Raw genomic sequence first — 24404 nt, 5'->3', positions numbered from 1 at the left:
ACCTCCCTTTTAATCTTCGGGTTATACCCTAGTCACTTGCTCTAATCGTTTCTGCTATTCTTTTGTGACTGCGTCACGTTCAAGATCGACAGGTGCGAGGTCTGCAGCATCTTCGTCATTAGATAACGCTAATCCGTCTGCTTTCTTCGTTTCCTCATCGTCTTCTAAATCTCTCATTTCTATCTCTTCTTCATCGCCAGATAGGATTTTCACATCCATACCTAAACTTTGAAGTTCTTTAATTAATACTTTGAATGATTCAGGGACACCTGGTTCAGGTACGTTATCCCCTTTGACGATCGCTTCGTATGTTTTCACACGACCCACAACGTCATCCGATTTTACAGTTAAGATTTCTTGAAGTGTATATGCTGCACCGTAAGCTTCAAGTGCCCATACTTCCATCTCTCCGAAACGCTGTCCACCAAACTGTGCTTTACCGCCCAGTGGCTGCTGCGTAACAAGTGAGTATGGTCCAGTTGAACGTGCGTGAAGTTTATCGTCAACCATGTGAGCCAGTTTGATCATATACATGATTCCAACAGATACACGGTTGTCGAATGGTTCACCAGTTCGACCGTCATAAAGGACTGTTTTCGCATCACGGGACATACCTGCTTCTTCAAGCGTTTCCCAAACATCTTCCTCACGAGCACCATCAAATACTGGTGACGCAATGTGGATGCCTAGGTAACGTGCAGCCATACCCATATGAAGCTCAAGTACCTGACCGATATTCATACGAGATGGTACCCCTAGTGGGTTTAACATGATATCAATCGGTGTTCCATCTGGAAGATACGGCATATCTTCTTCTGGAAGAATCTTAGAGATAACACCTTTGTTACCATGTCGTCCGGCCATTTTGTCACCTTCAGAAATTTTACGCTTCTGAACGATGTATACACGGACTAACTGGTTAACACCTGGTGGTAATTCATCTCCATCTTCACGGTTAAAGACTTTGACATCATGGATGATTCCGCCGCCGCCGTGTGGTACACGTAGAGACGTATCACGTACTTCACGAGCCTTTTCACCGAAGATTGCATGTAATAGACGTTCTTCAGCTGTTAGTTCTGTTACACCTTTAGGCGTTACTTTCCCGACAAGAAGGTCTCCGTCTTTTACTTCTGCACCAATACGGATGATTCCGCGCTCGTCAAGGTTGCGTAAAGCATCCTCCCCAACGTTTGGAATATCACGCGTAATTTCTTCTGGTCCAAGCTTTGTATCACGAGCTTCTGATTCATATTCTTCAATATGAATAGAAGTGTAGACGTCATCTTTTACAAGGCGCTCACTCATAATGATCGCATCCTCATAGTTGTAACCGTCCCAAGTCATGAAGCCGACCATGACGTTACGTCCTAGAGCCAATTCACCTTTTTCCATAGAAGGACCGTCTGCAAGGATTTCTCCTTTGACGACTTCATCTCCAACACTTACAATTGGGCGCTGGTTGTAGCAAGTCCCTTGGTTAGAGCGGACAAATTTCAGCAAGCTGTATTTGTCTAGGTTTCCTTTGACTTGTTGCCCGTCAACGTCTTCATAACGGCGAACCCAAATATTCTTCGCTTCAACACGTTCTACAACACCTGGGTAACGGCAGATCACAGCAGCACCAGAATCTTTACCTGATACATACTCCATACCTGTACCAACAATCGGTGATTCCGGCTGCATCAAAGGCACAGCCTGACGTTGCATGTTTGCTCCCATTAGAGCACGGTTAGAGTCATCGTTTTCTAAGAATGGGATACATGCTGTCGCCGCAGAAACAACCTGCTTTGGCGAAACATCCATGTAGTCAACGCGGTTTCGAGGAACAACGGTGTTTTCCCCTCTAAAACGAGCAATGATATTATCATCGATAAACGAACCATCTTCACCTAATATAGCGTTCGCTTGTGCTACAACGTAGTTATCCTCTTCATCAGCCGTTAAGTAATCGATTCTCGGCGTCACTTTACCTGTTTCAGGGTCAACCCGGCGGTAAGGTGTTTCAATAAAGCCGAAGCGATTCACTTTTGCAAATGAAGATAGAGAGTTGATCAAACCAATGTTTGGACCCTCTGGTGTTTCAATCGGACACATACGCCCATAGTGAGAGTAGTGAACGTCACGAACTTCCATTCCTGCACGCTCACGTGTCAAACCACCCGGTCCAAGCGCTGACAGACGACGTTTGTGCGTCAATTCAGCAAGCGGGTTTGTTTGATCCATGAACTGAGAAAGCTGAGAGCTACCAAAGAACTCTTTGATAGAAGCGATCACAGGACGGATGTTGATCAGCTGCTGAGGTGTGATCGTGTTCGTGTCTTGAATCGACATTCTTTCACGAACAACACGCTCCATTCTGCTTAAACCAATACGGAATTGGTTTTGCAGAAGTTCACCTACAGAACGCAGACGACGGTTACCAAGGTGATCGATATCATCTGTGTCACCTACTCCATGAAGCAGGTTAAAGAAGTAACTGATTGAAGCAATGATGTCAGAAGGCGTGATGTTCTTCACAGCTTCCTCTACATATGCATTACCAATCACGTTGATCACTTGCTCGCCTTCTTGATCAGTTGGTGCATAAATCTTGATAGATTGAAGTTCTACTTCATCTTCTACTACGCCACCGTTTGGATAAAGCTTTCTAAATCCGATGCCGTTTTCTAAGTATGGAAGAACTTTATCAAGCACTCTTCTATCTAAAATTTGACCTTTTTCTGCTAGGATTTCACCTGTTTCAGGATCAACTAGCGTTTCAGCCAATTTTTGATTGAATAGTCTATTTTTAATATGAAGCTTCTTATTAATCTTGTAGCGTCCAACATTTGCTAAGTCATATCTCTTCGGATCAAAGAAGCGAGAGTCTAGCAAGCTTTTCGCATTTTCAACAGTTGGTGGCTCTCCGGGACGAAGACGCTCGTAGATTTCGAGAAGTGCTTTATCGGCATTCTCTGTATTGTCTTTTTCCAACGTGTTGCGTAAGTATTCATTCTCGCCAATGAGGTCAAGAATCTCTTGATCAGAGCTGAAGCCGAGAGCACGCAAAAGAACCGTAACCGGCAACTTACGTGTGCGATCGATGCGTACATAGACTACATCCTTCGCATCAGTTTCGTATTCTAACCATGCGCCACGGTTTGGAATGACAGTCGCAGTAAAACCTTTTTTACCGTTTTTGTCTACTTTACCACTGAAATATACACTTGGAGAACGTACTAACTGAGAAACGATTACACGTTCCGCACCATTAATGATAAAAGTACCTGTGTCTGTCATGATTGGGAAATCACCCATAAACACATCTTGGTCTTTTACTTCTCCAGTTTCTTTGTTAATTAAACGAACTTTTACTCTTAGTGGAGCAGAGTAAGTTACATCACGTTCTTTTGATTCTGCTACAGGATACTTAGGATCCCCTAGGCTGTAATCAATGAATTCAAGAGAAAGGTTACCAGTAAAATCCTCAATTGGGGATATATCTTGAAACATCTCTCTAAGACCCTCATCAAGAAACCACTGATAAGAAGAGGTTTGAATTTCAATGAGATTTGGTAATTCTAACACTTCGCTTATGCGTGCGTAGCTTCTGCGCTGGCGGTGTCGTCCATACTGAACTAGTTGACCTGTCAACTGATTCACCCCTCAAATCATGCGTATTATATGTGTAAAAAGTATTTCTGTCTTTCAAATGTCAGTAAAGAAATACTTTTACAAGACAAAAGAAAAAAGGGTTTCTAAAATAAGAAAACCACATCCAAAAACAAATACCGATTTTATTAGTTTTCCCAAGTATGCATAATTTATACAAAATAGTTGTTTTTTAAGCCTATCAAGCAAAATATACACATTGGCATTTTATAATGTTAACACAGCTAGGAAACTGCGTCAAACTTTTTTAGCTTTGATAATATAGTAGCCCTTTTTTTTCATAACGACCGTCACTTCTCCAAAAAGTTGCTCTAATTTCTCAATCGCAGATGGTCCACCTTGTTTTTTCTGAATAACCACCCACAACTCACCTTCCGGCAATAAATGATCAGCACTTTTTTCAAAGATCGCATGTACTACTTTCTTCCCTGCCCGTATTGGGGGATTGGTCAGTATAGAGGCAAAAGCAGCTGATGAATGAACATTCGAGAACAAATCACTTTGATAGATGCGGACATTATCAATGCGATTATGCTTAGCGTTTTCCTTTGAAAGTTCGACTGCTCTTTCGTTCACATCAATCATATGAATGGTGCGGCCTGTCATTTCGTTTGCTAACGATAAGCCGATCGGTCCATAACCGCAACCGACATCTAAGACGTCGCCATCCAAGTCAGGTTCTTCAAAAGCTTCAATTAAAAGCCTCGAACCATAGTCGACTTCTTTCTTAGAAAACACTCCACTGTCACTTGTAAAAGTAAAGCTACGGTTTCTCAAGGTGAAGTCCCATGTCTGTTTATTGCTTTTCACTGATGGCTTTTCCGTATAATAGTGGTCACTCATGGTGAATGGACCTCCTCTGGATTCAATCGTTTCAGGAGATAAGAAAAGAAAAAGCCCGCCAGTAAAAGCGAGCTTTCCCAAAAGATTAGGCGAAGATTACTTAACTTCTACAGAAGCGCCAACTTCTTCAAGCTTAGCTTTAAGTTCTTCAGCTTCTTCTTTAGCAATACCTTCTTTAAGTGGTTTTGGAGTGTTGTCAACAAGTTCTTTAGCTTCTTTCAAGCCAAGACCAGTGATTTCACGAACCACTTTGATAACTTTGATTTTTTGGTCTCCAGCACCAGCAAGTACTAGATCAAAATCAGTTTTTTCTTCAGCAGCAGCACCGCCACCAGCAGCTACAGCTACAGGAGCAGCAGCAGTTACGCCAAATTCTTCTTCGATTGCTTTTACTAAGTCGTTTAACTCAAGTACAGTTGCTTCTTTAACTGAAGCAATGATTTCTTCGATATTTAAAGCCATTTGTAATTCCTCCATTTTAAGTTTTTTTACGTCAAGTACGCATTAAGCGCCTTGTTCTTCTTTTTGATCTGCAACTGCTTTAGTAGCAAGAGCAAGGTTACGAACTGGAGCTTGAAGAACGCTAAGCAACATAGAAAGTAAGCCTTCGCGAGACGGAAGTTCCGCAAGAGCCTTCACTTCTTCTACAGTCGCTACGTTTCCTTCGATAACACCAGCTTTGATTTCTAAAGCTTCGTGGCTTTTCGCAAATTCGTTGATGATTTTCGCAGGTGCGATAACATCTTCGTTACTGAATGCGATAGCGTTTGGACCTGTTAAGAAATCGTTTAAACCCGTTAGTTCAACTTGTTCAACTGCACGGCGAGTCAAAGTATTTTTGTAAACTTTGAATTCTACGCCAGCATCACGAAGCTGTTTACGAAGTTCAGTCACTTCAGAAACTGAAAGACCGCGGTAATCTACGATTACAGTAGACATACTGTCTTTAAACTTAGAAGTAATTTCATCAACGACAACTTTTTTAGTATCGATTGCATTGCTCATGGTTACACCTCCTGTACATTCTTTGTGTAACACTTATACCGATCAGGCCATCACGTTCCTAACGAACGGTTCTCCATATAAAAAGCCTCCATTAAGACATGGAGGCTGTATATACAAGCATACGTTAACGTAAGACTGTGACATATACACCTCGGCGGGTTAATTAAGCCATAAGGCCCCTGCTGTCTACGGTATAAATGATTATTCTATTTTACAACATTTTGATATTATCAAAACGGTTGTGATAAGTCAAGAATTATTTTGCAGAGAAAGAAGATGGATCCACTTTCACGCCAGGGCCCATAGTAGATGTAACAGAAACGTTTTTCACGTATACACCTTTAGCCGCTGCAGGTTTTGCTTTAAGGATTGTGTCATAGATTGTTGCAAAGTTCTCAACAAGCTTTTCGTCCTCGAAAGAAACCTTTCCGATTGGCGCGTGGATGTTACCAGCTTTATCAACGCGGTATTCTACTTTACCAGCTTTGATTTCATTGATTGCTTTTTCTACTTCGAAAGTTACAGTTCCTGTTTTAGGGTTTGGCATAAGACCTTTTGGTCCAAGTACACGACCGATCTTACCAACTTCACCCATCATGTCAGGTGTCGCAACGATTACATCGAATTCGAACCAGCCTTGTTGGATTTTAGTGATGTAATCAGAATCTCCAACGTAGTCTGCTCCAGCAGCTTCTGCTTCTTTTGCTTTTTCGCCTTTAGCGAACACAAGAACGCGTTGAGTTTTACCAGTTCCATTAGGAAGTACAACTGCACCGCGGATTTGTTGATCGTTTTTACGAGGGTCTACGCCCAAACGAAAAGCAACTTCTACAGTCGCATCAAATTTCGCTGTATTTGCTTTTTTTGTAAGAGAAACAGCTTCAGCAACATCATACGCTTTTGTACGATCGATCAGCTTAGCAGCTTCTACATACTTTTTACCTTTTTTAGCCATTATAAAAATCCTCCTTATGTGGTTTTAGCGGAATAACCTCCCACGAATAAGGGTTGCGAACTTGTCAAAACCAAACTCGCAACCCAACAAGACAAAAAATTAATCTTCGATGACAATACCCATACTGCGTGCAGTACCTTCAACCATGCGCATAGCTGATTCAACGCTAGCAGCGTTTAAGTCAGGCATTTTTGTTTCCGCGATTTCGCGTACTTTATCACGCTTAACAGTTGCCACTTTATTACGGTTAGGTTCACCAGAACCAGACTCAATACCAGCTGCTTTTTTAAGTAATACTGCAGCAGGTGGAGTTTTAGTAATAAATGTAAATGAACGGTCTTCAAAAACCGAAATTTCAACAGGAATGATAAGACCAGCTTGGTCAGCTGTACGAGCGTTAAACTCCTTACAGAATCCCATGATATTAACACCGGCTTGACCTAGTGCAGGTCCAACTGGTGGAGCTGGGTTAGCTTTTCCAGCAGGAATTTGCAATTTAACAACTTTTACTACTTTTTTAGCCACGAGACACACCTCCTTAAAGTCCGTGATGTGGTAATAGGGGAATCCCCCTCCCACTCAACAACTTCATTCTTTATATGAATGACGAAATAACTAGCTAGCGATCTTGAGCGAACTCAAGACGTACCTTTGCTATATTACCACTTCTATACACTCATTTCAAGCTCTTTTAAATTACAATTTATCGATCTGTGTGAACTCAAGTTCCACAGGAGTTTCTCTACCAAACATATTAACGAATACTTTGACTTTGCTTTTATCATAATCAATCTCTTCGATAGAGCCTGTGAAGTTAGCAAATGGTCCATCGATGACCTTGACTGTTTCTTTTAGTTCAAAATCGATTTCTGTCTTGCGCTCTTCAAGTCCCATTCTCTTCAGAATGGTTTCCGCTTCGCCAGGTAATAACGCTGTCGGCTTAGAGCCTGATCCAGCTGATCCAACGAATCCTGTCACACCTGGTGTATTACGAACGACATACCAAGAATCGTCAGTCATGACGATTTCTACTAGCACATATCCAGGGAATACTTTCTTTTTCACTACTTTTTTCTTACCATTTTTAATGTCCGTTTCTTCTTCTTCTGGTACAACAACGCGGAAAATTTTATCCTGCATGCCCATTGATTCAACACGCTTTTCCAAGTTCGCTTTCACTTTGTTCTCATAGCCAGAGTACGTATGCACAACATACCAATTCTTTTCCATTTTCGTTCAGGACTATTTAGTCCTTCCCTCCCCACATTTCGTAATGTCTATTTGACGAATCTCGAGTACCGGTAAATATTTTCAAGCAATTGAAAAAACCCGTAAAACGGGTTTTTTGGCAAGTCATATTATGATCTATTATAGCACGTTCAGCAGACCATTATTCAAGTATTAATGAATTAATTCGATTAATTGTGAGATTCCTATATCAAGAAAAGAGAAAAAGATGGCAAAAAATACGACTGTTAAAATAACAGTGATCGTGTAGCGGACCATTTCGTTTTTCTTTGGCCAGCTGACCTTTTTCATTTCTTTCCCGACACTTTTTAAGAAACTGATAATACGCATGTAAAAGACCTCCACAGATTAAAGAACGCAAATCCTACTTCGTTTCTAAATGTGTTTTATGTGAATTACAAGTCTTGCAATATTTCTTAACTTCTAATCTTTCAGCTGCTGAAGCAACACTTTTCATTGTCGTATAATTGCGGCTTCCGCAGTCTTTACAGGCTAGAGTAATCTTTTTCCTCATATTTACACCTATTTTCTCGACATCATTTCCTTAGTACCTTATCACAGTGTCGAAAAAGCTGTCAATATAGGTTTGATTAGAGACTGATCTCGCGCAGCTCTAAATATTTCTCTAATTTTCTCTTTACTCTTTGGAGTGCGTTATCAATTGATTTCACATGACGGTTTAAATCTTCAGAAATCTCCTGATAGGACCTGCCATCAAGATAAAGCACAAGTACCTTTCTTTCCAGCTCGCTTAGTAATTCACCCATTTTCATTTCAATATCATCAAATTCTTCTTTGCTAATGATTAAATCTTCTGGGTTAAGCGCTTTAGCACCGGAAATGACGTCCAATAATGTTCTGTCCGATTCTTCATCGTATATCGGCTTGTCTAATGATACATAGGAATTTAACGGGATATGTTTTTGGCGAGTAGCTGTTTTAATTGCGGTGATAATTTGGCGGGTAATACATAATTCTGCAAAAGCCTTAAATGAAGTAAGCTTGTCCTCTCTGAAATCGCGGATAGACTTATAAAGTCCGATCATCCCCTCTTGGACAATGTCCTCTCGATCCGCTCCAATCAAGAAATAAGATCTTGCTTTCGCACGTACAAAATTGCGGTATTTCGTTATTAAATAATCTAGCGCATCACTATCTCCGACATGAACCCTTTCAATGACTTGTTCATCTTCCAACTGGCAAAATTGCTCTCTGATGGACTTACCCTTGCTGTTGTTTAGATTCACTTCGATCCCCCCGACCGCACCTAGATAGAAATATTATACAATAATGGTTGAAATATCGTCAAGCTATTCCAAGTTTCCCCGCCGCCATTTTTCAAACGTTTTCAATACATCTTCTGACAATTCAATTTTGGATGCTGGTTTATCAGAAGTAATCTTTTTGACACGTGTTTCAATCTTTCGTTCAATCACTTCTATCTCTCTTAAAAGCTCTCGTGCTGACTTACGAAGTGCACCCTGTCCAAAAATCGCCCATTGTTCTGTATAATCAGAGGTCGCCACATGAATTTGCGTCCGAATGTTATTTAAGTCTTGTGCCAGTTTTTCAATCCGCTCATCAGCCGTTTCATTTTCTCTTGTAAAGATGACCTCTACTCGGTGGTTTGTCCGCTTCTTTTCGATTCCTTTGACCATATGGGCATCGAATACGACAATGACTCGATACCCTGTATATGCTTGATATTCTGCTAAATGTTGAATCAGCACGTCTCTGGCTTCTTCAAAGCTGTTTTCTTTTAAGTGCTGCAAACGAGGCCATGCACCTATCATGTTGTATCCATCGACTAAGAGGATGTCCATCTCTATTCTCCTAACGGATAACGTTTTCGATACACTTCATACATCAATAGACTAGCGGCAACTGATGCATTTAATGAAGTGACCTTCCCGGCCATTGGCAATTTAATCAAGAAATCACATTTTTCCTTAATCAATCGGCCAATTCCTTTTCCTTCACTGCCAATGACAAGAGCGAGAGGCATCGTGCCATCAAATTGTCTGTAGTCCTGCTTCGCAGATGCATCTGTTCCTGCGACCCAAATTCCTCTTTCTTTCATTTCATCAAGAGCTCTGGAAAGATTGGTTACTTTTGCGACCGGGATATGTTCAATGGCTCCAGTAGATGCTTTCGCAACAGTTGTCGTCAAGCCTACCGCTCGTCGTTTTGGAATGACGATTCCATGTGCACCAACAGCATCGGCCGTACGCATGATCGACCCTAAATTGTGCGGATCTTCAATTTCATCTAAGATGATGAAAAATGGTTGTTCATTCCGCTTTTCAGCAATTTGATACAGATCGTCCAATTCTGCATATTCATATGCTGCTACTTGTGCAACGATTCCCTGGTGCTGACCTGTTACCATCTGATCAAGCTTTTTCCTCGGAACATACTGAATGGTGATATTTTGCTTTTTCGCGAGTTCAATGACCTGCTGGGCTTGTCCTTTTACAGTGTTTTCTGCCATCCAGAGCTTGTATAACTCCCGATCTGACTTCAGCGTTTCAATCACTGCATTTTTCCCAATCACATAATCATGTTGCTGACTCATTTGTCTTCCTCCCTGACGTTCCGATTTCAATCGCCTGACTAATTAACTCTTCTAAGCGTTCGTCCTGCTTCTCGATAAATAAATAACCCATGAGCGCTTCAAACGCTGTACTATAACGATACGTTTGAACGTCTGTGTTTTTAGGCACTGTGCCTGATTTTGCATTTCTTCCTCTTTTCAGCACCGCTTCTTCCGCTTCTGTGAAAAAGCCCTTCTGCTGAAGCTCAAATAAAATAGCGGCCTGAGATTTAGCTGAAACGATCTTACTTGCACGTTTATGAAGCTCATTTGGTTTGGTCGCCCCCATTTGAAGGAGGTGATGCCTCACATATACTTCAAAAATGGCATCACCCATATAAGCAAGTGCAAGTCCGTTCAACTGTTTTCCGTCTTTCAGCTTTTCAAAATTCAACATGACCTATTCTCCTCTTTTCCAGCGCGTACCTTGAGGAGTGTCCTCCAATACAATATTCATGCTCTTTAGCTGGTCACGAATTTGATCAGACAATGCGAAGTCACGATTCCTTCTAGCTTCATTCCGCTTCTCAATTAATGCTTCTACCTCTTCGTCAAGCGTGTGCTTTTCTTCTAGTGAGAAGCCGAGGACGGATGTGATTTCTTGGAACAAGCCAATAAATGCCTTGATCACTTCCTCGGAAGTATGATCAGTTTCCATATAGTAATTCGCTTGTTTCGCTAGTTCAAATAAAACAGAGATGGCATTTGCCGTATTGAAGTCATCATTCATTTCAGAAATAAATGTCGCTCGCTGCTCTTCAATCTTTGTCAGCCATTCAGTGTTATCCTCTGTTAAATTGGTACTGCTCTCAAGGCGATGATGTAGATTTGAATAAGATGTTTTGAGTCTGTTAAATGCACTCTTTGTACTTTCCAATAAGTCAATGGAGTAATTGATTGGATGACGATAGTGAACCGACAGCATAAAGAAACGAAGCACATCTGGATCTTGTTCTTTAATAATGTCATGTACGAGCACAAAGTTCCCAAGTGATTTTGACATTTTTTCATTCTCAATATTAATATACCCGTTATGCATCCAATACTTCGCAAAAGGTTTTCCTGTCAAAGCCTCAGATTGAGCAATCTCATTCTCGTGATGAGGGAACGTTAAATCCTGTCCGCCAGCATGAATGTCAATCGTATCGCCTAAATATTTTTTGACCATCGCAGAGCACTCGATGTGCCAGCCTGGCCGCCCTTCGCCCCACGGGCTATCCCAAGAAATCTCCTGATCCTTTGCGGCCTTCCATAATGCAAAGTCGAGTGCATCCCTTTTCTTTTCACCTACACGAATACGGGCACCTGTCTTTAATTCATCAATCGATTGGTGAGACAGTTTTCCGTAGCCTTCAAATGAGCGTGTGCTGTAATACACGTCACCATCTGCTTCATAGGCGTAGCCTTTTTCAATCAATGTGGCGATAAACGCAATGATATCATCCATATTTTCTGTCACTCGCGGGTGAAGGTCTGCTTTTTTGCAGCCTAATGCACTGACGTCCTCAAAGTATGCTTGGATAAATCGATCAGCAATCGTTGGGACATCCTCGCCTAATTCATTTGCTGCTTTGATGAGTTTATCATCCACATCAGTAAAGTTGGATACGAAATTCACATCATAGCCGCTATATTCTAAATACTTACGTACCGTATCATATACAATGGCCGGTCTTGCATTCCCGATATGAATGTAGTTATACACGGTTGGTCCGCATACATACATTTTGACCTTTCCTGGTTCAAGCGGGACAAACTCTTCCTTCTTACGTGTCAATGTATTATAAATATTGATTGTCATGATTGTTCTTCCTTTCTGCTCAATGAAGCCAGCTCACGTTTTAGCTTTTCCATTTCTCGCTCCAATTCTTTGAAACGATCAGAAACGGGATCTGGCAAATCTTGATGATTGAGATCACGATTGATTTTCTTTCCATTTTGAACGACCACTCGCCCAGGTATACCTACAACAGTAGAATGGTCTGGTACGTCTTTTAACACAACAGACCCCGCACCAATCTTGGACCCTTTTCCTACGGTAATGGAACCGAGCACCTTAGCACCAGTCGCAATCAGCGCATCGTCCAAAATAGTTGGATGCCGCTTTCCCTTTTCTTTCCCTGTTCCCCCTAATGTCACGCCTTGGAAAACAGTGACGTTATCGCCAATTTCACATGTTTCCCCAATCACGACGCCCATGCCGTGATCAATAAAGAACCGCCGGCCGATGGTTGCTGCTGGGTGAATCTCAACCCCTGTGAAAAACCGGCTGACCTGAGAAATGATCCGCGCAAGAAAATACAGCTTACGCTTGTAAAATGCATGCGCAACACGATGAGCCCAAATCGCATGAAGCCCTGAATAGGTTAGCACTACTTCAAGATAGCTTCTAGCAGCAGGATCTTGATCAAACACAGTATCAATATCTTCTTTCAGCATTTTGAAAAACACATGCTCCCCCCGTTCTTCCCCATCAATCTCTCTTAGGACTTGCTCTCTTTTTTGGACAAATAAAAAACGCCTCTGCCATATGACAGAGACGTTTTGAAAACGCGGTTCCACTCTGTTTAGAAAGCCCTCATTTCGCAGCCTTCTCAACTTCATCCCATAACGGAGGGTACCGCCCTTGCATACTAACATACGTGTTCCTCAAGGGTCTTGAGGGTGCATTTCCAACGTCTGCCCATAAGTCTCTTTCAGCCGGTGAAGACTCTTTCTGTGATAGGCGAAAACATTGTACTTCTCCCTCGCAACGATTTTCCTTATATTTGTTTAATGCGGTTTAATACCGTCTCTTTACCTAGTAGTTCAATACTTTGCGGAAGCTCTGGGCCATGCGTTTGTCCTGTGACAGCCACACGAATTGGCATGAATAGTTTCTTGCCTTTATGCCCTGTTTCTTTTTGTACCGCTTTAATGGCAGCCTTGATTTCATCAGGTGTGAAAGACTCAAGACGTTCAAGCTGACCTGCAAACGAAGCCATCACTTCTGGTACTTGCTCTTCTGCAAGAACTTCCTTTGCCTCTTGATTATACTCAATTTGTTCCTTAAAGAACAACTCTGTTAACTCAACAATTTCTGCTCCGTAGCTCAATTGCTCGTGGTATAGAGAAATGAGTTTGCGCACCCACGTGTTTTCTTCGTCTGTCAGCTGCTCGCTTACCTTGCCTGCCTTTTGAAGATGTGGAAGTGTAAGTGCCACAACTTGATCAAGATCAAGTGCTTTCACGTATTGGTTATTGACCCATTTTAGTTTATGCATATCAAATAGAGCTGGTGACTTAGAAAGTCGATTGACATCGAAAATATCGATGAACTGCTCTTTTGTAAATAGTTCCTCTTCGCCAACTGGAGACCACCCAAGTAGTGCAATGAAGTTAAACAAAGCTTCTGGTAAATAGCCCAAGTTCTTATACTGTTCGATGAACTGGATAATTGATTCATCACGTTTGCTTAATTTCTTGCGGTTCTCGTTTACAATCAGCGTCATATGTCCGAACAGCGGAACATCCCAGCCAAATGCATTGAAGACCATAATTTGTTTAGGTGTATTCGAGATGTGATCCTCACCACGAAGAATGTGAGTCATTTCCATCAAATGATCATCTACTGCTACAGCGAAGTTATACGTTGGCGTACCATCTTTCTTCACAATGACAAAGTCACCGATGCCGTCTGTTTCAAATGAAATCTCGCCTTTGACCATATCGTCAAATTTGATGATTTCTCCTTTAGGCACTCGGAAGCGGATGCTTGGCTCTCTTCCTTCAGCAATCAGCTTGTCCTCTTCTTCTTTTGATAAATGACTGCATTTACCAGAGTATCGAGGCATTTCACTGCGGGCAATTTGTGCTTCACGCTCTTCTTCTAGTTCTTCAGCCGTACAATAGCACTTATACGCCAAGTCTTTCTCTAGCAGCTCGTCATAATATTTTTTGTAAATATCATTACGCTCTGATTGTCTGTAAGGACCGTAGCCGCCATCTTTATCAATGCTCTCGTCCCAATCAATCCCGAGCCACTGCAAATGACGAAGCTGGCTTTCTTCTCCACCTTCTACATTACGCTTTTGATCCGTATCCTCGATTCGAATAATAAATTTGCCGCCTTGGCTGCGTGCGAACAAATAGTTGAAAAGAGCCGTTCTAGCATTCCCAATATGTAAATGACCAGTTGGACTCGGTGCATAACGAACACGCACTTCATTTCCCATGAGTTTAACTTCCTTTCATCTGCATCATGTTGTCTGACACCAATTTTTTATAAACGTATTTTATCATCAAAACCCATTCTCATCAAAACGGATTTTACTTTTTCTGAAGAAGCACTGTCGCCTGAGAGGCAATTCCTTCGCCTCTTCCTGTAAATCCAAGTTTCTCTGTCGTTGTTGCTTTGACATTCACCTGTGTGACATCTGCCTCAAGGGCTTCTGCGATTTTCTCACACATTGGCTGAATGTATGGTGCCATCTTTGGTTTTTGCGCCATGATCGTGCAATCGATATTCACCAGTGTATAGCCTTTTTCTTTTACAAGCGCCCACACGTGCTGAAGTAATTTAAAAGAGTCTGCATCTTTAAACTCCGGATCCGTGTCTGGGAAATGTCTGCCGATATCTCCTTCTGCAATCGCACCTAGGCAGGCATCCGCCACAGTATGAAGCAGTACATCCGCATCTGAATGCCCAAGTAGACCCTTTTCATAAGGGATCGTCACACCGCCAATAATAAGAGGTCTTCCCTCTGTTAATTGATGTACATCAAAACCTTGTCCTATTCTAAACATGTTCTAGTACCCTCTTTCCGCATCCATAATTGCCTTGGCAACCAATAAATCATCTGGTGTTGTCAGTTTAATATTGGTATAGTCTCCTTGGACAATATACACACTCTCACCGTGTAATTGTTCCACAAGACTGGCGTCATCTGTTCCAAGAAAGCCTGTCCGCTCCGCATGTTCATGCGCTTCTTTTAAAATAGAATGACGAAAAGCTTGTGGGGTCTGGACTGCCCACAAGCTCTGACGTTCAATGGTTTGTTCCACTTTGCCTTCTTGAACGCGTTTGATTGTGTCTTTCACTGGTACCGCTACGACTGCGGAGCCTTTTTCAATCGCTGCTTTAACGAGCAAGTCAATCTGTGTATGCTTAATAAAAGGCCTTGCGCCATCATGAACAAGCACGATGTCCGCATCTTGCACAGCCTTCAATCCTTCGTATACACTTTGCTGCCGTTCTTCACCGCCAGTGACAAGTGAAACAGGCGTTTGAAAAGCGTGTACCTTCAGTAGCCTTTCAAAGTCACGACGCTCTTCCTCATTGATCGCTAAGATCATGTGTCTACATTGTGAATGAGCGTCAAACACCTTCAGTGTGTGGATGATGACCGGCATTCTTTTCAATTCAATAAAAAGTTTATTGCGGCCGGCCTTCATTCGCTTCCCCTGCCCCGCAGCCGGAATAACTACTTCATAATACATGTTCGTTCTCCCTTTAGAGCGCCTTCTCCAGAAGTTTTGGCTTCGCAAAAATCATTCTTCCAGCAGCAGTTTGCAGCACACTCGTGACGAGCACATCAATGTCTTTTCCAATATAATTGCGTCCTTCTTCGACCACAATCATCGTACCGTCATCTAAGTAAGCAACACCTTGGTTATGCTCTTTCCCATCTTTGATGACCTGTACCTTCATTTCTTCCCCAGGCAGTACAACCGGTTTGACTGCATTGGCTAGATCATTGATGTTTAACACTGCTACTTTTTGAAGTTCGCATACTTTATTTAAATTAAAATCATTTGTCACAACAACACCTGAAGTTAACTTAGCGAGTTTCACAAGCTTGCTGTCAACCTCTTGAATATCCTCAAAGTCACCTTCGTAAATTTCAACTTTAATATCCAGTTCTTTTTGAATACGATTTAAAATATCAAGACCTCTTCGGCCTCTATTTCTCTTTAATACATCAGAAGAGTCTGCAATATGTTGTAATTCCTCGAGTACAAATTGAGGAATGACCATCACACCTTCTAGGAATCCAGTTTGACAAATATCTGCGATTCTTCCATCAATGATAACACTTGTGTCTAAAATTTTCAGCTTTTTATCTTCTATTTCAGGTTCATCATCAGCTGCTCCTTTTTTCTTTGTGACCTTTGCAGATCGGGAGAACAGCCCCATCATTTCATCCTTCTTCTTAAACCCTACCTGAAATCCAAGGTATCCTAAAAAGAAAGCCAGGAAAATCGGAATAATGGTACCAAAAATATGATATGGGATATTGTTTAGCGGGATCACGTTTACAATAAGATATGCTAGAATAAGTCCAAATACTAAACCGAAACTTCCAGATATAAGATCAGGAAGAGGCGCCTTCAATAGAGAATCCTCGATCCATTTCACCCAATTAACCACATAGCCTGTGCACCATTTACCAATGATAAAGAACACAGCGGCTCCTATTAGTGCTGAAGAGTAAGCATTTGTTATGAAAGGTATGTCCTTCACATTTAACAGCAGAAATAACTCTGGAATGATAAAAATCCCTACAACTGCACCGAAAATGATAAAAAACGCCTGAACGATTCTTTTTAACATACCTTCACCTCCTTTATTTTTCATCTGTCAATCCACCTTCATCTGACATTGATATATGCTTAAGTTTCCTATCATCATGAACAGAAAACAAAACCATCATTAATATACCCATATTCATCCATTTTTAACCGTATTTAAGAAAAATTTCTCTTTTTATAGCTGACGGTCGATATAATGTTTTTCTTGCAGTCTTTTTAATCCTTTTTTTATCTTTTTCGCTCTTACTTCTCCAATTCCTTCTACTTCATCCAAATCTTGTACATCCGCTTCCATAATTCGATCTAGCACACCAAATGCTTCGACCACGTTTTCAACGATCGGCATAGGCAATCTAGGGATTTTATGAAGTAATCTGTACCCTCTTGTGTACACATATTCGTCAATATTTGTAGATGCTGGATAGCCGAGTAACTTGTACAAAATAGAGTCATCTAAAAGTTCAAAGCTCGACATATCTTGGAGCTGTTTCAGCAGCACATATGGATCTTTGATCTTTTCTTTCACGTAATCTTTAATAAATAAAGCCGCTTCCTGCTCCATATCTGTAATCAGCTCATTGACTTGCAGACGGATCAAGTGTCCTTCTGTCCCAAGCTCTTTGATATACATATTGATTTCATTTTTGATTCTAAGTACCATTTCATAACGATGTAGCACGGATAATACATCACCAAAGGTCACAAGCTCTTCAAATTCTAAGGCGCTTAACGCAGAAATGGCATGATCTAAAATGGTTTTATATTTCTCCAGTGTTTGTATCGCTTGGTTGGCCTTCGTCAAAATAAAACCAATATCTTTCAACGTATATCGTCGATTCCCTTGGTATAAGGTAATCACGTTCCGACGTTCAGAAATGGCAATGATTAAGCAGCCTGTCTGCTTTGCTACACGTTCAGCCGTTCGGTGTCTCATGCCTGTTTCTGATGAATGAATGGTTGCATCCGGCATGAGCTGTGTATTCGCATACAAGATTTTTTGACCAGAGTCACTTAAAATAATCGCCCCATCCATCTTCGCCAATTCATATAAATGTGCTGGGGAGAATGCAGAATTAATATGAAATCCTCCATCTACCACACTTTTCACTTTATCGTTATAACCAACAACAATGAGCCCTCCAGTATTGGCTCTTAGGACGTTTTCAATCCCTGCCCGCAGGGGTGTCCCCGGTGCCACAAACTGGACAATATCTAAGAGATCGACTTCTCTCGCTCCTTTTTTCTCTTTTTCCATTTCTATGATCCCCCTAGTGAAATACGAAGTGCCTCTGCTACATTTTCTACACCGACTAACTCAATCCCTCTCGGTTTTTTCCATCCATCTATATTCGCCTGAGGAATAAACATTCTCTTAAATCCTAGTTTAGCAGCTTCCTGCACACGCTGTTCAATTCTTGATACTCTTCTGACTTCTCCCGTTAGACCCACTTCTCCTATAAAGCAATCTGCTTGATGCGGCGCTGCATCTTTAAAGCTTGATGCAATACTAACGGCAATAGCCAAGTCAATCGCTGGTTCATCAAGTTTCACACCACCTGCGACCTTTAAATAGGCATCTTGGTTTTGCAGCAGCAGCCCTACCCGTTTTTCTAAAACGGCCATAAGCAATGACACTCGGTTATGATCAAGGCCAGTAGCCATTCTCCGTGGATTCCCAAAGCTCGTCGGTGAAATAAGTGCTTGTATCTCCACTAGAACAGGTCTTGTTCCTTCCATTGAGGCAACAACACACGATCCAGATACACCTGCTGACCGCTCTTCTAAGAAGATTTCTGATGGGTTTAATACCTCTGTGAGCCCTTCCTCTCTCATTTCAAAAATTCCTAATTCATTCGTTGAACCAAAACGGTTTTTCACTGCCCGTAAAATACGAAACGTATGATGGCGCTCCCCTTCAAAATAAAGAACTGTATCTACCATATGCTCTAAAAGGCGCGGCCCAGCAATCGAGCCTTCCTTCGTCACGTGACCAACGATAAAAATAGGAATACCATTCGTCTTGGCAATTTTCATCAGCTGAGCAGTACATTCCCTCACCTGAGAAACAGATCCAGGAGCTGACGTGATATCGCTTTGATAAACGGTTTGAATTGAATCGACCACAACAAAAGCGGGTTTCATCTCTTGTATAGCAGACGTTATATACTCCATATCGGTTTCAGCCAAAACATGTAAAGAGGCACTTTCAATACCGAGACGGTCCGCCCTAAGCTTCGTTTGTTTGATTGATTCCTCACCAGATATGTATAACACATTCTGATTCTGATCTGATAGCTGTGCTGAAACTTGTAATAATAGTGTGGACTTCCCAATCCCAGGATCACCGCCAATAAGAACGAGTGAACCTTTGACAATTCCACTTCCTAATACTCGGTTAAATTCTTCTAAATTCGTTTTAATTCGGGGTTCTTCGGATGTTTCAATTGCAGATATAGGTGAAGGTTTTTGAATGGTTTGAACAGAATGATTAAACGCACTTCGACGATTTGCCGGCTCTTTACGAACGACCTCTTCTGTCATACTGTTCCAAGTGCCGCAGCCGGGACATTTCCCCATCCATTTGGCTGACTCATAACCGCACGATTGGCATATAAATTTTGATTTTGACTTAGCCATAGATTGAAGAATACAACTCCTTATACTGGTCAGAAAATAAGTAAAGGGAGGCATCCAACTTACTGGTATGCCTCACACTTTTTTCTTACTATATTAGTTCGTAGCAGCCGTTGCTTTTACGACAATTTCTCCATCTTCTACATCTAATACGATATGTTGGCCCTTTTCAATATTGCCTTTCAGCAATTCCTCAGAAAGTCGATCCTCGACGTGCTTTTGAATCGCTCTTCTTAACGGACGAGCACCATACTCAAGATCTACGCCTTCGTCGGCAATCTTGGCTTTTGCTGCTTCCGTCAATTCAATTGAAAGGTCCTGCTCTTTTAGTCGTTTTGTCAATTGATCAGACATGAGAGACACAATCTCTTTTAGATGTTTCTTTTCGAGTGAGTGGAAGACAATGATTTCATCAATACGGTTGATGAACTCCGGTCTAAACGCACGTTTCAGCTCACCCATTACTTTGCCTTTCATATCTTTGTAATTTTGACTTTCATCCTGCACGTTAAAGCCAACATATTTATTGCGCTTCAGCTCACTAGCTCCAACGTTTGAAGTCATAATCAAAATCGTATTTCTAAAGTCAACAGTACGACCTTTAGAATCAGTGAGACGACCATCTTCTAACACTTGAAGTAAGATGTTAAACACATCAGGGTGCGCCTTTTCAATCTCATCTAGAAGCACGACAGAATACGGCTTTCTTCTCACTTTTTCAGTCAGCTGACCGCCCTCATCATAGCCCACATAGCCTGGAGGTGATCCAACAAGTCTTGAAGTCGAGTGTTTTTCCATGTACTCAGACATATCAATACGAATCATCGCTTCTTCATCACCGAAGATAGACTCAGCGAGTGCTCTTGCAAGCTCAGTCTTACCAACACCTGTTGGCCCTAAGAAAATAAAGGAGCCTATCGGACGTTTCGGATCTTTTAGTCCAGCACGGGCACGTCTTACAGCTTTTGCAACAGCAACAACTGCTTCATCCTGTCCAATGACGCGAGAGTGGAGCAATTGTTCCATGTTTAGAAGCTTATCTGTTTCTGTTTGAGCAATTTTTGAAACAGGTACTCCCGTCCAGCTAGAAACAACCATTGCGATATCATCAACAGAAACCTCTGAATTCTCTTGCCCCTGCTTTTCTTTCCAAGATTTCTTCGTCACTTCTACCTTTTCACGCAAACGTTGCTCCGTATCACGAAGAGAAGCGGCTTTTTCAAATTCCTGACTTTGAACAGCTGCATCCTTTTCCTTGCGTACTTCATCCAGCTTTTGCTCAAGTTCCTTTAGATTAGGCGGTGTTGTGAAAGAACGTAAGCGAACTTTTGAACCCGCCTCATCAATTAAGTCAATCGCCTTATCTGGAAGGAAACGATCAGAGATATAACGATCAGAAAGCTTTACCGCCGCCTCAATGGCTTCATCTGTAATAGACACACGGTGATGTGCTTCATAACGGTCTCTAAGCCCTCTTAAAATTTGAATACTTTCATCAACAGATGGCTGGTCCACTTGAATTGGCTGGAATCGACGTTCAAGTGCAGCATCTTTTTCAATATATTTACGGTACTCATCTAACGTTGTTGCCCCGATACATTGAAGCTCACCACGTGCTAAAGATGGTTTTAGAATATTAGAGGCATCAATCGCACCCTCTGCTCCTCCTGCACCAATCAGTGTATGAAGCTCATCAATGAAGAGAATGATATTTCCAGCCTGACGGATTTCGTCCATGACTTTTTTCAAACGATCCTCGAATTCACCACGATATTTCGTTCCCGCTACAACGGTTCCCATATCAAGTGTCATGACTCGTTTATCACGCAGAATTTCAGGCACTTCGTTGTGAATAATTTGCTGTGCGAGGCCTTCTGCGATCGCTGTTTTACCAACACCAGGCTCTCCAATCAGCACAGGGTTATTCTTTGTTCTTCTACTTAATACCTCAATGACACGCTGGATTTCTTTGCTACGGCCAATCACAGGGTCCAAGCTGTCCTCTTTCGCAATAGCCGTTAAGTCTCTTGCCAGGCTATCTAAAGTTGGTGTATTGGCATTGCTATTAGATCCTGCCGCAGATGCACCCGTTTCATTGCTGCCTAGAAGCTGCAATACTTGCTGGCGTGCTTTATTTAAGCTCACTCCGAGGTTATTTAAAACACGGGCAGCTACACCCTCTCCCTCACGAATAAGACCTAAAAGAATATGTTCTGTTCCTACATAGGAATGACCCAGCTTTCTCGCTTCATCCATAGAAAGCTCCGTAACCTTCTTCGCTCTAGGTGTGTAATGAGGAATAGCTTGAGACACCTCTTGCCCTCTTCCAATCAAGCTCTCGACTTCTTTTTGGATTTTATCTGAAACAAGGCCCAGTGCTTCTAATGCTTTTGCGGCGATGCCCTCACCTTCACGTACAAGACCAAGTAAAATATGCTCTGTTCCGATGTTCTTATGGCCTAGGCGAATGGCTTCTTCTTGTGCAAGTGCTAATACCTTTTGAGCTCTTTCAGTGAATCTTCCAAACATCATATCGTTTCATCCTCCTGTCCATTCCTATGCATTTCTAAGCGCAGCCTTTCTCTGATAATTGCTGCTCGTTTTATATCTCTTTCATTTGGTTCCAAGGCTCCTCCTGAATATTGCTGAAGGAAGCCAGGCTGTGTCAAAATCATGAGTTCATTCAGTATATTACTTGAAAGCCCCTTAATGATACCTAAATCAATTCCAAGTCGCACATCTGACAAACACTTAGCCGTTTCCTTAGATTCAATCATGCGGCAATTAGCCAAAATCCCCAAGGAACGGTACACTCTGTCTTCAAGTTCAATTTTAGACGTCTGATATAATGCCTTACGTGCAGATCGCTCTTGTTCAATGAGCTGTGCCGTCACACTATTCAAATCATCTACAATATCTTCTTCTGATTGACCCAGTGTCATTTGATTTGAAATTTGAAAGATGTTCCCTATTGCTTCGCTACCCTCACCATAAATTCCTCTGACCACAAGACCTAATTGATTAATTGCAGGAATAATGCGATTCATTTGTCTTGTCAGGGCTAATGCTGGTAAGTGCATCATGACTGAAGCCCTAATACCTGTACCTACATTGGTCGGACAGCTCGTTAAGTATCCTCGCTTTTCAGAAAACGCATAATCCACTTGCTCTTCAATCCAGTCATCTATTTGGTTAGCTGCTTTTAGTGCATTGGCCAGCTGAAATCCTGGGAACAAGCATTGAATACGAATATGGTCTTCCTCATTCAGCATGACACTGATTTCTTCATTTTCTGAAAGCAAACAGCCTCCAAATCTTGATTCTGCTAAATTGGGGCTAATCAAATGCTTTTCAACAAGTACCCTTTTAGCCAAAGACTGCGTTTCATTCATTCGAATCAGAACAAAGTTTCCAATGTCCTTCAATTCCTGGCTCGCAAACTTTTGCTCGAATTGCTGAAGAACAGCTTCAGCCTCCTCTTGAGAAAACTGAGTTGGGAAACGAACATGCTCTAGATTGCGTGCCAGCCGAATACGACTGCTTAGAACAATGTCACTTTCTGGTCCTTTCTGTTTCATCCATTGACTTAATGCGTCTTGAATAAAATGCTGGAGCGACATGTCGTTAATCTCCCTCCCTCTGCTGAGATTGCTCATGCTCTAATGCACGAATTTGATCTCGAACTTCCGCTGCTTTTTCAAACTCTTCCTGTTCAATCAGCTGCTTCAGTTCTTGCTGCATTAACTCAAGTTTCCGGCGAACATGCAGACTGCCGGCAATCCGTTTAGGGACTTTTCCATTATGGACTGTATTTCCACTATGGACTTTCCTTAAAACAGGATTTAAATACTGATCAAAGGTTCGATAACATTCTGCACAGCCAAAACGGCCTGTTTTCCTGAATTGCTGAAAAGTTAAGCCACACTTAGGACATTGATCCACTTCTCTTGCCTCTTGAAAAATAGATGATCCTTTATTCGCACTTGTGGTAAAGCTAGGATCAATATTCAATAAGCCTGATAATAAGTTGTGAATCGAGAAACCTTGGTTTCCACTCATAGCATATGAATCACTGTTTTCTTTTGCACATTGTTCACATATGTGCATTTCTTGTTTTTCTCCATTTATTACTTTCGTAAAGTGAAAAGTGGCTGGTCTCTCATTGCATTCTTGACAAATCAATCTTTTCACCCGCTTTACTTTAATTTCAAAGCATTTAACATCGCTTTCATCATCCGAGCCCGCAGTTCATCTCGTTCAGGTAAATCAATGTGTAAAACAGAACGGTCCATGACACTAATCATCATCTTTGCTTCTCTTTCAGATAAAATGTTGTTCTCAACAAGGCGCATGATGATATGATCAGATGCAGCCTGTGATAAACGATGATATATTTGGGAAATAATGTTGTTCAATAAATCGACTTCATCATTCATTTTGACTTTAATGATACGGATATAGCCACCGCCGCCACGCTTACTTTCGACGATATAACCTCTTTCGCTCGTAAAGCGTGTATTGATAACATAGTTAATTTGTGAAGGTACGCATTGAAACTTATCTGCAATTTCATTGCGTTTAATTTCTAATATTTCTCGACCATTCTGATCCAAGACTTCCTTCAAATACTGCTCGATGATATCAGAAATATTTTGTGCCACTCCGCCTCCTCCTCCATTGACTTTGACTATATTTGACTTTAATCTTACTATAAATTTTTTCGATCGATTTTTCAAGATAATCGCTCAACTAACAATATTATTTCCACATTTATCTGGTGCCAAACGTCCCAAAAACACAAAAAAGACCAGTTCCGACTGGAACTGATCCTTTGAAAAGCTTGGCGGCGTCCTACTCTCACAGGGGGAAACCCCCAACTACCATCGGCGCTGAAGAGCTTAA

The 24404-nt window shown here is 41.6% G+C and carries 25 protein-coding genes and 2 other annotated features; all 25 genes read right to left on the bottom strand.

Going from position 1 to position 24404, the window contains the following annotated elements:
- Window positions 1–54: 54 nt before the first annotated feature.
- The 25 genes from rpoB to ASG46_RS05040 all read right to left on the bottom strand — a co-directional run bounded on the left by rpoB (window position 55) and on the right by ASG46_RS05040 (window position 24163).
- A complete protein-coding gene (rpoB, locus tag ASG46_RS05155) occupies window positions 55–3636 on the bottom strand; it encodes a DNA-directed RNA polymerase subunit beta (RefSeq protein ID WP_007496297.1) in 3582 nt (1193 codons plus the stop codon).
- Between the two features lie 255 nt (window positions 3637–3891).
- Window positions 3892–4497: a class I SAM-dependent methyltransferase gene (locus tag ASG46_RS05150; protein WP_007496296.1), complete on the bottom strand. Its 606-nt coding sequence runs from the start codon at window positions 4495–4497 to the stop codon at window positions 3892–3894.
- 96 nt (window positions 4498–4593) lie between these two features.
- Window positions 4594–4959 carry a 50S ribosomal protein L7/L12 gene (gene rplL, locus ASG46_RS05145; protein ID WP_008345418.1) on the bottom strand — a complete coding sequence of 122 codons (366 nt, stop codon included), beginning with the start codon at window positions 4957–4959 and terminating at the stop codon, window positions 4594–4596.
- Window positions 4960–5001: 42 nt separating this feature from the next.
- Window positions 5002–5502 (bottom strand): 50S ribosomal protein L10, encoded by a 501-nt coding sequence (rplJ, locus tag ASG46_RS05140; RefSeq protein ID WP_003217048.1) that lies wholly within the window; start codon window positions 5500–5502, stop codon window positions 5002–5004.
- Window positions 5503–5571: 69 nt separating this feature from the next.
- Window positions 5572–5712 (bottom strand) — a sequence feature (ribosomal protein L10 leader region).
- A gap of 46 nt (window positions 5713–5758) precedes the next feature.
- On the bottom strand, window positions 5759–6457 hold the full coding sequence (gene rplA / locus ASG46_RS05135; RefSeq protein ID WP_017359164.1) for a 50S ribosomal protein L1: 699 nt from the start codon (window positions 6455–6457) through the stop codon (window positions 5759–5761).
- Between the two features lie 99 nt (window positions 6458–6556).
- Window positions 6557–6982, bottom strand: a complete 426-nt coding sequence (gene rplK / locus ASG46_RS05130; RefSeq protein ID WP_003216956.1) for a 50S ribosomal protein L11 — start codon at window positions 6980–6982, stop codon at window positions 6557–6559.
- Between the two features lie 171 nt (window positions 6983–7153).
- Complete coding sequence (gene nusG, locus ASG46_RS05125) at window positions 7154–7687, bottom strand: transcription termination/antitermination protein NusG (RefSeq protein ID WP_003217197.1); 534 nt, start codon at window positions 7685–7687, stop codon at window positions 7154–7156.
- A 171-nt stretch (window positions 7688–7858) separates the two neighbouring features.
- Entirely contained in the window at window positions 7859–8035 is a 177-nt protein-coding gene (secE, locus tag ASG46_RS05120; RefSeq protein WP_008345422.1) for a preprotein translocase subunit SecE, read from the bottom strand.
- A 34-nt stretch (window positions 8036–8069) separates the two neighbouring features.
- Window positions 8070–8219 carry a 50S ribosomal protein L33 gene (gene rpmG / locus ASG46_RS20425; protein WP_008356502.1) on the bottom strand — a complete coding sequence of 50 codons (150 nt, stop codon included), beginning with the start codon at window positions 8217–8219 and terminating at the stop codon, window positions 8070–8072.
- A 76-nt stretch (window positions 8220–8295) separates the two neighbouring features.
- Entirely contained in the window at window positions 8296–8952 is a 657-nt protein-coding gene (sigH, locus tag ASG46_RS05115) for an RNA polymerase sporulation sigma factor SigH (RefSeq protein ID WP_008345424.1), read from the bottom strand.
- Window positions 8953–9015: 63 nt separating this feature from the next.
- A complete protein-coding gene (rae1, locus tag ASG46_RS05110; protein WP_007496285.1) occupies window positions 9016–9528 on the bottom strand; it encodes a ribosome-dependent mRNA decay endonuclease Rae1/YacP in 513 nt (170 codons plus the stop codon).
- Between the two features lie 2 nt (window positions 9529–9530).
- A complete protein-coding gene (rlmB, locus tag ASG46_RS05105) occupies window positions 9531–10280 on the bottom strand; it encodes a 23S rRNA (guanosine(2251)-2'-O)-methyltransferase RlmB (protein WP_017359163.1) in 750 nt (249 codons plus the stop codon).
- Complete coding sequence (locus ASG46_RS05100) at window positions 10264–10695, bottom strand: Mini-ribonuclease 3 (RefSeq protein WP_046342446.1); 432 nt, start codon at window positions 10693–10695, stop codon at window positions 10264–10266. The genes rlmB and ASG46_RS05100 overlap by 17 nt, the downstream gene beginning before the upstream one ends.
- Window positions 10696–10698: 3 nt before the next feature.
- Window positions 10699–12099: a cysteine--tRNA ligase gene (cysS, locus tag ASG46_RS05095; RefSeq protein WP_056703484.1), complete on the bottom strand. Its 1401-nt coding sequence runs from the start codon at window positions 12097–12099 to the stop codon at window positions 10699–10701.
- A complete protein-coding gene (gene cysE / locus ASG46_RS05090) occupies window positions 12096–12749 on the bottom strand; it encodes a serine O-acetyltransferase (RefSeq protein ID WP_017366453.1) in 654 nt (217 codons plus the stop codon). Before cysE ends, cysS begins: the two co-directional genes overlap by 4 nt.
- Window positions 12750–12830: 81 nt before the next feature.
- Window positions 12831–13060 (bottom strand) — a binding site (T-box leader).
- Window positions 13061–14512, bottom strand: a complete 1452-nt coding sequence (gene gltX, locus ASG46_RS05085) for a glutamate--tRNA ligase (RefSeq protein WP_056703482.1) — start codon at window positions 14510–14512, stop codon at window positions 13061–13063. It abuts the feature before it with no gap.
- A 94-nt stretch (window positions 14513–14606) separates the two neighbouring features.
- A complete protein-coding gene (gene ispF / locus ASG46_RS05080) occupies window positions 14607–15083 on the bottom strand; it encodes a 2-C-methyl-D-erythritol 2,4-cyclodiphosphate synthase (RefSeq protein WP_007496273.1) in 477 nt (158 codons plus the stop codon).
- Window positions 15084–15086: 3 nt separating this feature from the next.
- A complete protein-coding gene (ispD, locus tag ASG46_RS05075; RefSeq protein ID WP_025206612.1) occupies window positions 15087–15776 on the bottom strand; it encodes a 2-C-methyl-D-erythritol 4-phosphate cytidylyltransferase in 690 nt (229 codons plus the stop codon).
- Window positions 15777–15789: 13 nt separating this feature from the next.
- Window positions 15790–16890, bottom strand: coding sequence for a PIN/TRAM domain-containing protein (locus ASG46_RS05070; RefSeq protein WP_003217214.1), 1101 nt, complete (start codon window positions 16888–16890; stop codon window positions 15790–15792).
- 153 nt (window positions 16891–17043) lie between these two features.
- The gene (disA, locus tag ASG46_RS05065; protein ID WP_007496267.1) at window positions 17044–18123 is read right to left on the bottom strand and encodes a DNA integrity scanning diadenylate cyclase DisA; all 1080 of its coding nucleotides are present in this window, start codon (window positions 18121–18123) and stop codon (window positions 17044–17046) included.
- Between the two features lie 2 nt (window positions 18124–18125).
- Window positions 18126–19505, bottom strand: coding sequence for a DNA repair protein RadA (radA, locus tag ASG46_RS05060; RefSeq protein ID WP_017359160.1), 1380 nt, complete (start codon window positions 19503–19505; stop codon window positions 18126–18128).
- Window positions 19506–19598: 93 nt separating this feature from the next.
- A complete protein-coding gene (clpC, locus tag ASG46_RS05055) occupies window positions 19599–22034 on the bottom strand; it encodes an ATP-dependent protease ATP-binding subunit ClpC (protein WP_007496263.1) in 2436 nt (811 codons plus the stop codon).
- The gene (locus ASG46_RS05050; protein ID WP_056703479.1) at window positions 22031–23122 is read right to left on the bottom strand and encodes a protein arginine kinase; all 1092 of its coding nucleotides are present in this window, start codon (window positions 23120–23122) and stop codon (window positions 22031–22033) included. The genes clpC and ASG46_RS05050 overlap by 4 nt, the downstream gene beginning before the upstream one ends.
- A gap of 4 nt (window positions 23123–23126) precedes the next feature.
- Complete coding sequence (locus ASG46_RS05045) at window positions 23127–23684, bottom strand: UvrB/UvrC motif-containing protein (RefSeq protein ID WP_007496258.1); 558 nt, start codon at window positions 23682–23684, stop codon at window positions 23127–23129.
- A 14-nt stretch (window positions 23685–23698) separates the two neighbouring features.
- Window positions 23699–24163 (bottom strand): CtsR family transcriptional regulator, encoded by a 465-nt coding sequence (locus ASG46_RS05040; protein WP_003217184.1) that lies wholly within the window; start codon window positions 24161–24163, stop codon window positions 23699–23701.
- Window positions 24164–24404: the final 241 nt, after the last annotated feature.

The organism is Bacillus sp. Leaf49 (assembly GCF_001426125.1).
Taxonomy (GTDB): Bacteria; Bacillota; Bacilli; order Bacillales; family Bacillaceae; genus Bacillus; species Bacillus altitudinis.
Note: the sequence above shows the minus strand (reverse complement) of the source record. Positions and strands in the feature narration are given on the sequence as shown.